Raw genomic sequence first — 15,378 nt, 5'->3', positions numbered from 1 at the left:
TCTTGATCGGTTCTGCGATCAAGAGACAGCGCGGATTTATTACGGTCGATGAGATACATGTATTCAACTATGGACTTCTGGGATTCGTAGGTAAGTTAGTCATCAATCCACTAGCTCGGGGATGACATCCCACCTTACATAGCACCAGCAAAATTGCTCTCTTCATTTACACCAGCCATAGATTACCCAGTAATATACGGATACTAACGACAAGGAATGTGAAATGAGTTATCAAAATCAAGACGTAAGCAAGTTTTTAAGCTATGTATTACGCCACCAACCAGAATCTATCGGTTTAACGCTAAACAGTGAAGGATGGGCGAATCTAGACTCGCTTATCGCCTGTGCAGCTAAAAAGGGTAGGATACTTGATCGGCCTCTAATCAGATCGGTTGTAGAGAACAGTGACAAGAAGCGCTTCTCTATTTCTGATGATGGTGGTTATATCCGCGCTGTACAGGGGCATTCCTCAAAACAGGTTGATATCCGCTATGAGGAACAGACCCCGCCACAGTACCTTTACCATGGCACGGCAACACGTTTTATCGCTTCAATTCATCAAGACGGATTGCTCGCTGGCTCCCGTCAGTATGTGCATCTATCCGCTGATATCACTACAGCGACCGCCGTTGGCCAACGGCATGGCAAGCCTGTTGTGTTAACCATTGATGCCCTGGCAATGTACCAAAATGGCTTTAAATTTTATCAGGCTGATAATGGGGTCTGGTTGACGACGGCTGTGCCAGTGACGTTTATTGGTGAGTGATGGCAGAAATGAAGGCATTTTTGCCAGTTGTCCTTCTAGCGCCACCCCGACAATTTTGACCTGCCGCAATAAAATGGCGATTTTTTTGTCGTCCTGTTTCGCGTCATCGCCTTCATCTCCCACTCCGGTAAAAATACCCCGCTGTTAACACCCTCATTAACACCGCCGTTTCAGACCGTCGATTGTGCCGTAAACACAAATACTTACCCCTCTCATTTACAGCAAGCGATGTTGCCAGATCTGCCCCATGAAACTTTCAGCCGCACCAAAAGGGCTACAACTGTTTCATTACCGCAAGAAAATGCACAAATTTGCAACTTAATTAACCTTTTGCGCTCATTTGCAGTACGTTGGGCTTAGTGCTAAAACTAGGGCTGGCAAGGCGTACATTGCAGATATGACAGCATTTACAATTGCCCATACATTCCGTATTGAATACGATAATTGTTATCACTATGATTCTGTGTATTCAGTGCTCTGTTTTTGGCTCGGCGCTCCTGGCCCCATACACCTTTTCACAGGTAGTCTGGGCAGCAAATGTTCTGAAGGTGGCATTCCCGTAGGAATTCCCAACTCATTGAGAAGGCGATATGCAGCTGCTTCCTAAACATACCTATAAAATCACCGGCTTCTCCAACGAGATCAGCCCGGCCTACCGCCAAAAATTACTGTCGCTTGGCATGCTGCCCGGCTCGCAGTTTGACGTGGTACGCGTGGCACCGTTTGGCGATCCAATAGAAATAAAGACTCGCCGCGTTAGCCTGGTACTGCGGAAAAAAGATTTAGACCTGATCCTGCTAGATAGCCAAGCGTAACGCGCTGTCCCCGCCTCAGGCAGTTGCCGTGTGCAAACACGGCCGATACTTAATTCACTGATATCACGTTGGTTTATGAAAAAAATCACTATTGGCTTAATCGGTAACCCGAACTCGGGCAAGACGACGCTGTTCAACCAGCTCACCGGAGCACGCCAGCGGGTCGGTAACTGGGCTGGGGTGACGGTTGAACGTAAAGAGGGCCAGTTTACGACGCCGCAGTCGCAGGTCACGCTGGTGGATTTACCAGGCACCTACTCGCTCACCACCATCTCCGAACAAACCTCGCTGGATGAGCAGATCGCCTGTCACTACATCCTGGGCGGCGATGCGGATATGCTGATCAACGTGGTCGATGCCTCCAACCTGGAGCGCAACCTCTACCTGACGCTGCAACTGCTGGAGCTGGGTATTCCGTGCATCGTGGCGTTGAACATGCAGGATATTGCCAAAAGCCAGAATATTGAGATCGATGTCGTCGCCTTGGCCGAGCGCCTTGGCTGCCCGGTGGTATCCATGGTTTCTACCAAGGCCGACGGCATTGGGCTGCTGAAACAGACCATCGACAATCACCGTTTCAACCAGTTAAAAGCGCTGGTGACCTATCCGCCGTTGCTGCTGGACGAAATCGCTACGCTGACAGAGGCCATGCCTCAACAGTTGCCCACCGAACAGCGGCGCTGGTTGGCCCTGCAAATGCTGGAGGGCGACATCTATAGCCATCAGTTAGCCGGGAAAGCCACCGAGCTGCTGGCACATTCCAGGTTAGCGTTGCAACAACAGCAGCAGGAAGATCCCGCGCTGGTGATTGCTGATGCCCGCTACCAGTCGATCGCCACTATCTGCGATGCGGCCAGTAACTCCAAGCTGGCGTTGCCAAACCGCCTGACGGAAGTGCTGGATCGGGTGATCCTCAACCGCTGGCTGGGGGTGCCCATCTTCCTGCTGGTGATGTACATCATGTTCGTATTGGCGATCAACATCGGCGGCGCACTGCAACCGATCTTCGATCTCGGTTCGGCGGCCATCTTTATTCAGGGCATCCAGTGGGTCGGTTATACCCTGCATTTTCCGCAGTGGCTGACCGTTTTTCTGGCGCAGGGCGTGGGCGGCGGTATCAATACCGTGCTGCCGCTGGTTCCCCAGATCGGCATGATGTATCTGTTTCTGTCATTCCTGGAAGACTCCGGCTATATGGCACGAGCGGCTTTTGTGATGGACCGCCTGATGCAGGCGCTCGGCTTGCCGGGTAAATCCTTTGTGCCGCTGATCGTCGGCTTTGGCTGTAATGTGCCGTCCATTATGGGCGCACGCACCTTGGATGCCCCACGCGAACGCCTGATCACCATCATGATGGCCCCTTTTATGTCCTGCGGCGCACGTTTGGCAATTTTTGCCGTATTCGCCGCGGCCTTCTTCGGCAAGGATGGCGCGGGCGTGGTGTTCTCACTGTATATGCTAGGCATCGTGGTGGCTATCCTCACCGGCCTGGTGCTGAAATACACCATTATGCGCGGCGAAGCATCGCCGTTCGTGATGGAGCTGCCGGTTTATCACGTGCCACATCTGAAAAGCCTGCTACTGCAAACCTGGCAGCGCCTGAAAGGCTTCGTGCTGCGCGCCGGGAAAGTGATCGTCATTGCCAGCATCTTTATTGGCGGCTTGAACAGCTTCTCGTTCAGCGGCCAGCCGGTAGACAGCATCAATGATTCAGCGCTGGCCTCAGTCTCCAAGGTGTTGACCCCGCTGTTGCAACCTATGGGCGTACACAGTGATAACTGGCAGGCGACCGTCGGGCTGGTGACAGGGGCGATGGCCAAAGAAGTGGTGGTCGGGACGCTCAACACGCTGTACACCGCAGAGAACATCACCAATGAGCACTTTGATGCCGCCAACTTCAATCTGCTTGATGAGCTCGGTGCCGCCGTCAATGAAACCTGGCAGGGTCTGAAGCACACCTTCAGCCTGAGCGTACTCTCCAACCCTATCGAAGCCAGCAAGGGCGATGGTGAGATGGGCGTGGGCTCAATGGGCGTCATGAGTAGCAAATTTGGCACCTCAATCTCTGCCTACAGCTATCTGATTTTCGTGTTGCTGTACGTTCCCTGCGTCTCAGTGATGGGAGCCATTGCACGTGAATCCAGCCGGGGTTGGATGACCTTCTCCATCCTGTGGGGGCTGAACGTGGCCTATTCGCTGGCAACGCTGTTCTATCAGGCAGCGACCTTCAGCCAACATCCACAATACAGCGCGACGGCGATCCTGATCGTGCTACTGTTCAATGCGCTGGTGCTCTTGGGCTTGCGCAAGGCACGTAGCCGCGTAACGATCCGTTTGCGTAGCGCCACCTCGGCGTCCTGTTGTCAAAGTTCGGGTGACTGCCACTGATGGCGAGCCTGCTGCAAATCCGTGATGCGCTTGCCCTACGGGGCAGCGCTCAGGCGCAACAGCTGAGTCAGCAACTGGCAACGCCCTTGCCATTGGTTGAGGCAATGCTGCAACGTTTGACCGCAATGGGGAAAGTTGAACGTATTGAACTCGATAGCAGCGAATGCCTGAGTGGCGGCTGCAAAAGTTGTCCGGAAGGGTTGGCTTGTCAAACGGTGATTTATCGTTTGAAGGAGTGAATACAGGGGCGCGATAGTTACCTGCGCCCCTCGTTTGAGGATTATTTCTTGTCTTTATACACTTCAGCTACTGCGCTGAACTTACCGTGTTCGCGAGCCGCCAGCACGACATAGTATTGGCCCCCTTTCTCATCGGCCAGCTTGGACAGCTCTTCTTTCAAGTCCATTGGGTCTGTCGCCTGAGCGGTCGACGTCACAGTACCAATTTTCTCGTACTTGCTCGGATCCTTAGCCAGGTCTTCCTTGGTCAGCAAAGTTGCAGCCATCGAACCGAAAGACACTGAACCTACAATCAACGCCGCAACGATCATCTTCAATGATTTCATGATAATACCTCTCAATGGATAAACTAGTTTTTATGAAAGCGACTAACAAGAAATGCGTCATCGAGCTTGGCTACTGCGACGTCTAACAGCTTCGTTGCTTTCCCTGGCGAAGCTCTCTCTGCCCAGAAACAAATCGCCAAGGTGAAAATTGATAAGCCCATATTCACCTTGTAGCCACGCATTTACCCCTTCAAGTATCGAACAGGTTTAGTTTTTATCCACTTATTGGTTAATAATTTACCGCCGTTTTGTGCTTTTATAATCTGTAATCAATGAGATATCGCCGCCAGACCGCGCCATTACTCGGTTACAACAAATTGATTAATAATGTTAGCGAATGCTTCTGGGTGAGAGATAAACGGCGCATGGGACGCTTTGGCGATCACCTCCGAGGTGGAATTCGGCCACAATTCGTCCAGCAGGCTAGCCACTTTGCGTGGCACCAGCCCGTCAAGGTAGCCATAAATACGCAGTACCGGCATCGTCAGTGCCGCCATTGATTGGCGTTGATCCACCGTACGTAGCATCTCCAGGCCCCCGTTAAGCACCTCAACGCCCGGCATCGGCTGGTTGAGCACCACGGTTTTCAACTGGCGCGCATCTTGGCGAGCGCTTTCCGTGCCCAACGTTTGCAACGCCAGGAAGCGCTCCACGGTGCGCTGGAAATCATGGCTGAGCTGCTGCTGAAAGCCACTGAGCACCTCTGGACGGATCCCAGGCCACGGATCGTGTGCCGTAAAGCAAGGCGAAGAAGCCACGGTGATCAGTCCGGTTACCCGCTCAGGCTGCATAAGGGCAATTTGCCCGGCTACCAGCCCGCCAAGTGACCACCCCAGCCAATAAGCCTGCTTGGGCGCGGCGGCCAGCAGTATCTCCGCCATCTCCGTTAATGAGACGGCCCCATAGCCCTGGCTGCGGCCATAGCCAGGCAAGTCCACCAGGTGTAGGCGAAAATGCGGAGCCAATCGCTCCAACGTGCAACCCCAGACTTCGGCATTCAGTCCCCATCCGTGCAGCAACACAAGATCGCGATCGCCTTCACCCAAGGTTTGCCAATACAGCTCTGTCATCAGTTATTGTCCTGGCTCATCGCCTTTCAAGCGGTTGCGTTTTACACAACTCGAAATTCATTGAGTATTAAAAAGGGGGAGGTGACTATGCTACCAATCCACAGCCGCTGTTGGCTATGCCGGCAACCATTACGGCTGATGCAACAGGGCATCTGCAGCTACTGCCTGCGTACGTTGCCCACCAAACCTTGTTGCTGCCCAGTTTGCGGCTTGCCCAGTGGCGATCCCCATCAGCCTTGCGGGCGATGTCTGCAAAAGGCGCCCCCTTGGCAAGCCTTGGTCTTTGTTTCGGATTATCGCCCGCCCATCAGCACCCTGGTGAAAAATTTCAAATTCCAGCAGACACCCGCACTGGCTCCCACTCTGGCTCGTTTGATCCTGCTGCATTGGCTGCAAGCGCACCGAGAGCAACATCTGAACAGACCGGAGGTGATTTTAGCGGTACCCTTGCAGGATAAACGCTGTTGGCGGCGTGGCTATAACCAAAGCGATCTGCTAGCCCAGCCACTAGCCCGCTGGTTGGGCTGCGAATATCGCCCTGCAGCATTGCGCCGCATCAGGGCAACCGCGCCACAACAGCAATTGATAGCGCGTCTGCGGCGGCGTAATCTGCGTGGTGCTTTCCGTTGTGATGATAACCTGGCAGGGATGCATGTGGCACTGCTGGATGATGTGGTTACTACTGGCAGCACCATGGCAGAAATCGCTACACTATTACAGAAGCAAGGCGTCGCATCGTTGCAGATTTGGTGCGTTTGCCGCACGTTGTAGTACCACGGCAATGGGCGTATTATAACCTACTATAGAAGTCAACTATTGAGCTAATGCTATGATCCGTATAACAGATGCTGCACAGGAACACTTTGCCAAGCTGTTGGCAAGCCAAGAAGAAGGCACCCAAATCCGCGTATTCGTGATCAATCCGGGTACGCCGACGGCCGAATGCGGTGTCTCTTATTGCCCGCCAGACGCGGTGGAAGCGACAGATACCGAACTCAAGTTCGAGAAGCTGTCCGCTTACGTCGATGAGCTGAGCGCGCCTTATCTGGACGACGCCGAAATCGACTTCGTCACCGATCAGCTCGGCTCACAGCTGACGCTGAAAGCGCCGAACGCTAAAATGCGCAAAGTGGACGACGATGCGCCACTGATGGAGCGCGTAGAATACGTGCTGCAATCGCAGATCAACCCGCAGCTGGCTGGCCACGGTGGCCGCGTGACGCTGATGGAAATCACCGACGACGCGCTGGCCATCTTGCAGTTCGGCGGCGGTTGCAACGGTTGTTCAATGGTCGACGTCACTCTGAAAGAAGGGATCGAGAAAGAGCTGCTGCAAAAGTTCCCGGAACTGAAAGGCGTGCGCGATCTCACCGAGCACCAGCGCGGCGAACACTCCTACTACTGATAAATATCAGGGCGCAATTCCGTTCTGCGCCCTGCCTATCGCCATCGGGGTCGGTTAATCCGCCCCCGATGCATTTAGCCTACCGAAACCTTTCTGCGTCGCTTATCCAAATCCTTCAATAAACGGTTGACCTCAACATCGTCAAACATCGCTTCCAGGGTATGGCTCAGCTTACGCCGCCAGTTCGGGTACTGATCGCTGGTGCCTGGAATATTCACCGGTTCCGCCATATCCAACCAGTCTTCCGGTTGCAGACCCAGTAACGCGCTGGCACTGTCTGCCACATAGCGTTGCAGACCCCGGTTCAGCAACGGACTCATGCTCAACAATGACGCTTTCTTGCCGACCTTTTGCGGTACGCAGCCGTAGCGATGCAGCCCGTCCAGTAGCCCCTGTTTGGCCCGTTCACGATCGGCAAACAGCTCCTTGAGCACTTCCGCATCCGGGTATAACCCCAGTCGCTTGCCGAGCGTCAGGTCTCCGCTTTGCCAATAGCCACGCAGCGTTGGCAGATCGTGGGTGGTAATAGTCGCCATTGCCTGCACCGGATAAGACTGCGGCGCACGGAACTGCTTCTCCGCATCGTGCTCGAAGTACAGTACCTTGTAGGAATAGACGCCGCTATCACGCAGTTTGCCGACGATCTCCACCGGCACGGTCCCTAAATCCTCCCCAATCACCATGCAACGATGGCGCTGACTCTCCAAGGCCAACAGCGCCAGCAGATCGTCAACCGGGTATTTCACATAGGCGCCGTGATCGGCCGTTTCACCATAAGGGATCCACCATAAACGCAGCATCGCCATCACGTGATCGATACGCAAGGCGCCACAGCTGGTCATGTTGGCGCGTAGCAAATCGATAAACGGCTGATAACCCCGCGCGACCATCACATGTGGATCCATCGGCGGCAGGCCCCAGTTTTGCCCCAGCGGACCAAGAATATCCGGCGGAGCACCCACCGAGGCTTGCATGCAATACAGCTCGCGTTCACACCAGGTTTCCGCCCCGCCCTCTGCCACCCCGACCGCCAGATCGCGGTACAGGCCAATCGGCATCTGGCACTGCTGGCTTTGGCCAAAGCACTCGGCAAACTGGCTGGCCGCCAACCATTGCAGCCACAGGTAGAAGGTAACCTCATCCTCATACTGCTTACAGAAGGTTTCCACTGCCGGGCTGTTGCCCTGTCGATACTCCTCCGGCCAGGCTGGCCATCCCCACATAGTGCTGTCTTTGGCACTGAGATGGGCATGTAACGCGTCGAACGTTGCCTGTTGATACAGGCTACTGCCCCCTTCGCCGACGAAGCGTTCAAATTCCTGCTTCAGCGCATCCTGCGGCTTGCGGGCCTGGAAGTGCGGGAAAGCCAGCTTCAACGCCGCCAGCTTCAACTGCGTTACCGTGCTGTAGTCCACCAGCTCACTACTACGCGCTTTGGCCAACAGCTTCTGCGTCGCAGCCTTCTGCCACCATTTTTGCGCGGCCTGGCTGAGCTGGAAATCCTCCACCACGTTGACGTCGATATACACCACGTTCAACCAGCGGCGCGAAGACGGGCTATAAGGGCTGGCGCTTTCCGGGCTGGCCGGATAGAGCGCGTGGATCGGGTTGAGCCCAATAAAGGCGCCGCCGCGTTCAGCCACCTCACCGACCATTGCCCGTAAATCGCCAAAGTCGCCAATACCCCAGTTACGCTCGGAACGCAGCGTGTAGAGCTGTACGCAGGCTCCCCACAGCTTCTTGCCGGTCAACAATGCATCCGGCTCGTAGCAACGCTTGGGGGCGACAATCAGCCGACAGGCCCATTGCTGCTCCCCCTGTGACAAAGTGAGCTGGTGATAACCCAGCGGTAACTTGCCCGGCAGGGTTAGGGTTTTATGCGCACTGGCGCGGCCCTCTTGCTGGCTACCGTCCTCACGCAACAATACCCACTGAAACTCGCCCTCCCCCCCCAGCGGCAGCGCCACCGGGTTGCCATGATAAAAGACTTTAACCAACGGCAAGGGAGCCGTTGACGGCTGCAACGACGCGGGGTTCATCGCCGCCAACAGCTTGCGTTTGGTTTCCGGCGAAATTGCCTGCCGTTGGCCATGGGCATTGATGTAATCGGCAGCTATCCCAGCCTGGGCTGCTACCTGATCGATACCTTTACTCATTCGCACTCCTTAACGCTTGGCTTGCCAAATGCGTTGCTGATAGTCACGGATCGAACGATCCGAGCTGAACATGCCTACGCGCGCGGTGTTAAGGATAGTGCGGCGCGTCCATTCGTCGCGGTCACGGTACAGTTTGTCTACCTGCCGTTGAGCTTCGCAGTAGGAAGCAAAGTCCGCCAGCACCAGATACGGATCGCCGCCTTCCAACAGGCTGTGCAGCATCATATCGAAAGCGTGCTTGTCACCATGACTGAATGCGCCGCTGGCCAGTTCGTCCAGGATTGCTTTCAGGTGCTTGTCTTTCTTGCGATAGCTCAGCGGATCATAACCCTTGGCCAACAGTGCTTTAACCTGCTCCACGGTGTTACCGAAAATAAAGATGTTGTCCTCGCCGACCTGCTCGGCGATCTCGACGTTAGCTCCGTCCAGCGTGCCCACGGTCAGTGCGCCGTTCAGCGCCAGCTTCATATTCCCGGTACCCGACGCTTCTTTACCGGCGGTGGAGATCTGCTCGGAAATGTCCGCCGCCGGGATCATCAGTTCAGCGACAGAAACGCGATAATCAGGAATGAAGGCCACTTTCAGGCGATCTTTGACGATCGGATCGTTATTGATCTTCTCTGCGGCCTGGTTAATCGCATAGATGATGTTCTTCGCCAGGTAGTAACCTGGCGCAGCTTTGGCACCAAACAGGAATACGCGTGGCACGATGTCCAGATCCGGGTTATCCCGCAACTGGCGATACAGCGAAAGAATGTGCAGCAGATTCAGATGCTGGCGCTTGTACTCGTGCAGGCGTTTGATCTGCACGTCGAAGATCGCATCTGGATTGAGCGTCAATCCCATTACGCTGTGCACGTAGTTGGCCAGGATCACCTTGTTATCACGCTTGATCTGCTGATACTTCTCGCGGAAAGCGGCATCTTCGGCGTATTTTTCCAACCCCTTCAGCGCATCAAGATCGTTGGCCCACTCCACTTTCAGGGTGGTATCGATCAGGCCTGACAATGCCGGGTTACACTGCTTGAGCCAGCGGCGCGGCGTAATGCCGTTGGTGACGTTGTGGAATTTGTTCGGCCACAGTTGGTGATATTCCGGGAACAGATCTTTGACTACCAGATCCGAGTGCAACTGAGCCACACCGTTCACCGCAAAACCGCTGACCACGCACAGGTTGGCCATGCGCACCTGCTTGTTGTGGTGCACTGCCAGCTTGGCCCACACCGCCTCATCGCCCGGCCAGTGTTGGTCTACCAACCGCTTAAAGTTGGCGTTGATCTGCTTGATGATAGAGAAGTGGCGCGGCAGCAGGCTGCGCACCAGTTTCTCATCCCAGCACTCCAAGGCTTCCGGCATCAGGGTGTGGTTGGTATAGGCAAAGGTCTTGCTGGTGATCGCCCAGGCTGCATCCCAATCCAGTTGGTGCTCATCGAGCAGAATACGCAACAGCTCTGGAATGGCGATGGTTGGGTGGGTGTCGTTGAGTTGGATCACTTCGTACTTCGGCAACTCTTCAATCTTGCGCCCGGCCAGATGGTGTTTACGCAGAATATCGGCCACCGAGCAAGCACACTGGAAATACTGCTGCATCAGGCGCAGGCGTTTGCCAGCCTGATGGTTGTCATTCGGATAGAGCACCTTGGTCAGCTTGGCGGCTTCTACGCCCTGCTTTTCCGCCTGCAGGAATTTGCCGTCGTTGAAATCCCCCAGATCGAATGGATGACTATGCGTTGCCTGCCACAGACGCAGCGGCTGGGTGACCCCGTTACGGAAGCCCAACACCGGCAGATCCCAAGCTTCCCCACGCAGGGTAAACTGCGGGTGCCACAGCTCGCGGCCATCGGCCAGTTTCTCTATCTTGCCACCAATCCCGACATCCACCGCCAACGCAGCATTATGGCGGAACCACGGGTAGCTCTCGCGCTGCCAGTTATCCGGTGCCTCTTGCTGATGGCCCTCTTTGAACGACTGACGGAACAGCCCGTATTGATAGTTCAGCCCATAGCCGGTAGCCGGTTGCTCCACCGTGGCCATCGAGTCCAGGAAGCAAGCGGCTAAACGCCCCAGCCCACCGTTACCCAACGCCGGATCGGTTTCCTGCTCCAACAAATCTGCCAACTTGACGTCTTGCTCTGCCAACGCCGCCTCAACGGTGTCATACCAGCCGAGGTTGATCAGGTTGTTGGCAGTCAGGCGGCCAATCAGGAATTCCATCGAGATGTAGTTTACATGGCGCAACGACTTGCTGCTTTTACGCGGCGCAGGCTGCGCGGCCAGCTGTTCGGCGAGAGCGGCACTTACGGCCTCCCACCATTGATGCTGAGTCATCTGCTGTGCGGAGCTGAGGCCAAAACGCTGCCACTGACGAGTCAGTGCAGCCAGAAAAACGTCCTTTTTGAGCATAGGCTGTGACATAGGTAAAACTCTCTATCCGGTGTACCCGTCGTCTTTCAAGCGGCAACTTGAGTTCCATTGGGTAGTAAATGGGCCAATTTTTTCACTATCGTGCCGGGGAGAACCCGCAATGGCATCATCCCGCCTGGGGATTAGCTGGGGAGGAGGATTGGGGCGTAGCTGAAACTGTGATCTCAGGCACTTTTTAAGCCCCCTTGCGTGCGGTAAGAAAGCCCATCGATATCACCGGTGAGCATAAAATCGACGGCAAACCTCAGGACGTTAGCACAGTTATGATAGCTGATGAAGTTTTGTACTTGTCCACTAACAACCGAAAAACAGGGTAATTTCTGAGGGTAATCAGGCGCGATGTAAAGCGCAGTTAGAGCGGAACCGGGGGCAAACATAAAAAAGTGTGATCAATAGCAATTTAACTTCAAGCCAAAGCGCAAGCTTGTTGCATTACCGTTGACGATGTTCGAAGTTAAAGAGGGGGATTAATTACGAGCTACAAAATAATTAACTCAACCCGGTCCCGAGACTGGAACACGGTAAAATAAATTCCTTCGGGCAGTCCTTCGGCGGCGGGAACCGCACTTTACACCTGGAATATTATGCTGATCCCATCAAAACTGAGCCGTCCGGTACGGCTGCAAAATACCGTGGTACGCGATCGTCTGCTGGCGAAGCTGGCCGGTGCGGCGAACTATCGCCTGACATTGGTCAATTGCCCGGCAGGCTACGGTAAGACCACGCTGGTGGCACAATGGGCTGCGGGCAAATCGGATCTGGGATGGTACTCCCTGGACGAGAGCGACAACCAGCCGGAGCGCTTCGCCAGCTATCTGATCGCTGCGCTGCAACAGGCCACCGCTGGCCACTGCGTGAAAAGCGAGGCATTAAGCCAAAAACACCAATACGCTAATCTTTCGGCGCTATTTGCTCAGCTGTTTATCGAGCTGTCTGACTGGCACCTGCCGCTGTACCTGGTGATCGACGATTACCACCTGATCACCAATGACCAGATCCATGAGGCGATGCGCTTCTTCCTACGCCACCAGCCCGAAAATCTGACGCTGCTGATCCTTTCCCGCACCCTGCCTCCCCTGGGGATTGCCAATCTTCGCGTACGCGACCAGCTGTTAGAGCTGAGCACGCGCCAGTTGGCTTTTAATCACCAGGAGGCGAAACAGTTCTTTGACTGCCGCCTTACCTCCCCACTGGAGCACAATGACAGCAGCCGTCTGTGTGACGAAGTGGAAGGCTGGGCAACCGCCTTGCAGCTGATCGCACTCTCCGCCCGTCAGTCCACCTCTTCCGCTCAGCAATCTGCCAAACGTCTGGCCGGGCTGAACGCCAGCCACCTGTCCGATTATCTGGTGGATGAGGTGCTGGATCGCGTCGATGCCGATGCCCGCGCATTTCTGTTACGTTGCTCGGTGCTACGTTCGATGAACGACGCGTTGATCGTTCGCCTGACCGGGGAAGACAACGGCCAGCAGCGCCTGGAAGAGCTTGAACGCCAAGGCCTGTTTATTCACCGCATGGACGATACCGGCGAATGGTTCTGTTTCCATCCGCTATTTGCCTCGTTCCTGCGCCAGCGTTGCCAGTGGGAATTGGCGCTGGAACTGCCAGGCCTGCACCATGCGGCAGCGGAAGGTTGGTTGGCGCTCGGTTACCCGGCGGAAGCCATTCACCATGCGTTGGCGGCCAGCGATGTCAGCATGCTGCGCGATATCCTGTTGCAACATGCCTGGTCGTTGTTCCATCACAGCGAACTGGCCTTGCTGGAAGAGTGTCTGAATGCTCTGCCGTACGAACGGCTGATCCAGAACCCGAAACTGGCCCTGCTGCAAGCCTGGCTGGCACAAAGCCAGCACCGTTACAGCGAAGTGAACACCCAGTTGGAACGCGCCGAACAGGCCATGCTCCAGCAAAAGATCGTCATTGACCAGACTCTGCATGCTGAATTTGACGCGCTGCGTGCTCAGGTGGCGATCAACGCCGGTAAACCGGAAGAGGCCGAACGCCTGGCCACCGAGGCGCTGAAATTCCTGCCGCTATCCAGCTATTACAGCCGCATCGTGGCCACCTCCGTCACCGGTGAGGTTCACCACTGCAAAGGAGAGCTGGCACGGGCTCTGCCCATGATGCAGCAGACCGAACAGATGGCTCGTCGCCATCAGGCTTACCACTATGCGCTGTGGGCACTGTTGCAGCAGAGCGAAATTCTGATCGCGCAAGGGTTCCTGCAAGCCGCCTATGAAACGCAGGATAAGGCCTTCGAACTGGTGCGTGAACAGCATCTGGAGCAGTTACCGATGCACGAATTCCTGCTGCGCATCCGCTCACAGGTGCTCTGGTCATGGTCACGGTTGGACGAAGCCGAAGAAGCCGCACGTGAAGGGCTGAAGGTGTTGGCTAACTACCAGCCGCAGCAGCAGTTGCAATGCCTGGCGATGTTGGCGAAATGCTCGCTGGCGCGTGGCGATCTGGATAATGCCAATGCTCATCTGCTGCGCAGCGAAGTCCTGCTGCATGGCTCACAGTATCACCGGGACTGGCTGACCAATGCCGATAAACCAAGGGTGATCCACTGGCAGATGACCGGTGATACCACCGCAGCGGCCAATTGGCTGCGCCATACCGAAAAACCGGGGATGGCCAACAACCACTTTATGCAGGGGCAATGGCGTAATATCGCCCGCGTGCAGATCCTGCTTGGACAGTACGAAGAAGCTGAAGTGGTGTTAGACGAGCTGAACGAAAATGCCCGCCGCCTGCGGTTGGTGAGCGATCTCAATCGTAACCTACTGCTCAGCAACCAACTCTACTGGCAGATGGACCGCAAAGCGGATGCCCAGCGCGCGCTGATAGAATCACTTTCGCTGGCCAACCGTACCGGGTTTATCAGCCACTTTGTGATCGAGGGAGAGGCCATGGCGCAGCAACTGCGTCAACTGATCCAGCTCAACACGCTGCCGGAAATGGAACAGCATCGCGCCCAGCGCATTCTGCGCGATATCAACCAGCACCACCGGCACAAGTTCGCCCATTTTGACGAGAACTTCGTCGATAAGCTGCTAACTCACCCACAAGTGCCAGAATTGATCCGCACCAGCCCGCTGACACAGCGTGAATGGCAGGTGCTGGGCCTGATTTACTCCGGTTACAGCAACGATCAGATCGCCGGGGAACTGGCCGTGGCGGCCACCACCATCAAAACCCATATCCGTAATCTGTACCAGAAACTGGGGGTCGCACATCGGCAGGAAGCGGTGCAGCAGGCGCAGCAGTTGCTGAAAATGATGGGTTATGGTGCGTAGTTTTAGAGCAGATCAATAGGTTAAGCCAAGTGTAGCGCCCCTCACCCTAACCCTCTCCCACAGGGAGAGGGGACCGAACGCGCCACATTTTAACAACTGCGCTCAACCATAAATTCGCAAGGCGTCGTACTTGCCACAAATTGACTACTTTACCCTGCCTATACCATGCAACAGAATGACTCTTGTACCTAAACAAAGCCCCGCACCACCTCCCTCTCCCTGTGGAAGAGGGGACCGAACGCGCCACATTTTAACAACTGCGCTCAACCATAAATTCGCAAGGCGTCGTACTTGCCACAAATTGACTACTTTACCCTGCCTATTCCATGCAACAGAATGACTCTTGTACCTAAACGCAGCTCCGTACCAGCTCCCTCTCCCTGTGGAAGAGGGGGACCGAACGCGCCACATTTTAACAACTGCGCTCAACCATAAATTCGCAAGGCGTCGTACTTGCCACAAATTGACTACTTTACCCTGCCTATACCAT

General features: G+C 55.2%; 11 protein-coding genes. 7 read left to right on the top strand and 4 right to left on the bottom strand.

Going from position 1 to position 15,378, the window contains the following annotated elements; translation table 11 throughout:
- Nucleotides 1-223 precede the first annotated feature (223 nt).
- The 4 genes from N6G83_RS36010 (at nucleotide 224) to N6G83_RS35995 (ending at nucleotide 4,208) form a co-directional block, all read left to right on the top strand.
- On the top strand, nucleotides 224-766 hold the full coding sequence (locus N6G83_RS36010) for an RNA 2'-phosphotransferase (RefSeq protein ID WP_211135832.1): 543 nt from the start codon (nucleotides 224-226) through the stop codon (nucleotides 764-766).
- A gap of 590 nt (nucleotides 767-1,356) precedes the next feature.
- Nucleotides 1,357-1,581: a ferrous iron transporter A gene (gene feoA, locus N6G83_RS36005; RefSeq protein ID WP_024527584.1), complete on the top strand. Its 225-nt coding sequence runs from the start codon at nucleotides 1,357-1,359 to the stop codon at nucleotides 1,579-1,581.
- A gap of 75 nt (nucleotides 1,582-1,656) precedes the next feature.
- The gene (gene feoB, locus N6G83_RS36000; RefSeq protein WP_024527585.1) at nucleotides 1,657-3,969 is read left to right on the top strand and encodes a Fe(2+) transporter permease subunit FeoB; all 2,313 of its coding nucleotides are present in this window, start codon (nucleotides 1,657-1,659) and stop codon (nucleotides 3,967-3,969) included.
- A complete protein-coding gene (locus tag N6G83_RS35995) occupies nucleotides 3,969-4,208 on the top strand; it encodes a FeoC-like transcriptional regulator (RefSeq protein ID WP_024527586.1) in 240 nt (79 codons plus the stop codon). The genes feoB and N6G83_RS35995 overlap by 1 nt, the downstream gene beginning before the upstream one ends.
- A 41-nt stretch (nucleotides 4,209-4,249) precedes the next feature.
- Here the strand turns inward: N6G83_RS35995 and N6G83_RS35990 are convergent, their stop codons facing one another.
- Both N6G83_RS35990 and bioH read right to left on the bottom strand, forming a co-directional pair.
- The gene (locus N6G83_RS35990; RefSeq protein WP_024527587.1) at nucleotides 4,250-4,534 is read right to left on the bottom strand and encodes a YdgH/BhsA/McbA-like domain containing protein; all 285 of its coding nucleotides are present in this window, start codon (nucleotides 4,532-4,534) and stop codon (nucleotides 4,250-4,252) included.
- A gap of 299 nt (nucleotides 4,535-4,833) precedes the next feature.
- Nucleotides 4,834-5,604, bottom strand: coding sequence for a pimeloyl-ACP methyl ester esterase BioH (gene bioH, locus N6G83_RS35985; protein ID WP_024527588.1), 771 nt, complete (start codon nucleotides 5,602-5,604; stop codon nucleotides 4,834-4,836).
- A gap of 87 nt (nucleotides 5,605-5,691) precedes the next feature.
- On the opposite strand from bioH, the gene gntX reads away from it, so the two are divergent.
- Together gntX and nfuA are read left to right on the top strand one after the other, a co-directional pair.
- Nucleotides 5,692-6,375, top strand: coding sequence for a DNA utilization protein GntX (gene gntX, locus N6G83_RS35980; protein WP_024527589.1), 684 nt, complete (start codon nucleotides 5,692-5,694; stop codon nucleotides 6,373-6,375).
- 58 nt (nucleotides 6,376-6,433) lie between these two features.
- Nucleotides 6,434-7,009 (top strand): Fe-S biogenesis protein NfuA, encoded by a 576-nt coding sequence (gene nfuA, locus N6G83_RS35975; RefSeq protein ID WP_065684007.1) that lies wholly within the window; start codon nucleotides 6,434-6,436, stop codon nucleotides 7,007-7,009.
- Nucleotides 7,010-7,083: 74 nt separating this feature from the next.
- Here the strand turns inward: nfuA and malQ are convergent, their stop codons facing one another.
- Nucleotides 7,084-9,165 (bottom strand): 4-alpha-glucanotransferase, encoded by a 2,082-nt coding sequence (malQ, locus tag N6G83_RS35970; RefSeq protein ID WP_211135833.1) that lies wholly within the window; start codon nucleotides 9,163-9,165, stop codon nucleotides 7,084-7,086.
- 9 nt (nucleotides 9,166-9,174) lie between these two features.
- Nucleotides 9,175-11,580: a maltodextrin phosphorylase gene (gene malP, locus N6G83_RS35965; protein ID WP_024527592.1), complete on the bottom strand. Its 2,406-nt coding sequence runs from the start codon at nucleotides 11,578-11,580 to the stop codon at nucleotides 9,175-9,177.
- Nucleotides 11,581-12,173: 593 nt separating this feature from the next.
- Here malP and malT point away from each other — a divergent pair.
- A complete protein-coding gene (gene malT / locus N6G83_RS35960; RefSeq protein ID WP_024527593.1) occupies nucleotides 12,174-14,888 on the top strand; it encodes an HTH-type transcriptional regulator MalT in 2,715 nt (904 codons plus the stop codon).
- The last annotated feature ends 490 nt before the right edge of the window (nucleotides 14,889-15,378 follow it).

Source organism: Serratia sp. PL7 (assembly GCF_945957435.1).
The sequence above is the reverse complement of the archived record's forward strand: the minus strand, read 5'-3'. Positions and strand labels throughout refer to the sequence as shown.

Bases quoted from the DNA above. Each gene is read 5' to 3' on its own strand.
- malP (WP_024527592.1), bottom strand. From the start codon at position 11,580: ATGTCACAGCCTATGCTCAAAAAGGACGTTTTTCTGGCTGCACTGACT.
- gntX (WP_024527589.1), top strand. From the start codon at position 5,692: ATGCTACCAATCCACAGCCGCTGTTGGCTATGCCGGCAACCATTACGG.
- N6G83_RS35990 (WP_024527587.1), bottom strand. From the start codon at position 4,534: ATGAAATCATTGAAGATGATCGTTGCGGCGTTGATTGTAGGTTCAGTG.
- nfuA (WP_065684007.1), top strand. From the start codon at position 6,434: ATGATCCGTATAACAGATGCTGCACAGGAACACTTTGCCAAGCTGTTG.
- feoB (WP_024527585.1), top strand. From the start codon at position 1,657: ATGAAAAAAATCACTATTGGCTTAATCGGTAACCCGAACTCGGGCAAG.
- bioH (WP_024527588.1), bottom strand. From the start codon at position 5,604: ATGACAGAGCTGTATTGGCAAACCTTGGGTGAAGGCGATCGCGATCTT.
- malT (WP_024527593.1), top strand. From the start codon at position 12,174: ATGCTGATCCCATCAAAACTGAGCCGTCCGGTACGGCTGCAAAATACC.
- malQ (WP_211135833.1), bottom strand. From the start codon at position 9,165: ATGAGTAAAGGTATCGATCAGGTAGCAGCCCAGGCTGGGATAGCTGCC.
- feoA (WP_024527584.1), top strand. From the start codon at position 1,357: ATGCAGCTGCTTCCTAAACATACCTATAAAATCACCGGCTTCTCCAAC.
- N6G83_RS35995 (WP_024527586.1), top strand. From the start codon at position 3,969: ATGGCGAGCCTGCTGCAAATCCGTGATGCGCTTGCCCTACGGGGCAGC.
- N6G83_RS36010 (WP_211135832.1), top strand. From the start codon at position 224: ATGAGTTATCAAAATCAAGACGTAAGCAAGTTTTTAAGCTATGTATTA.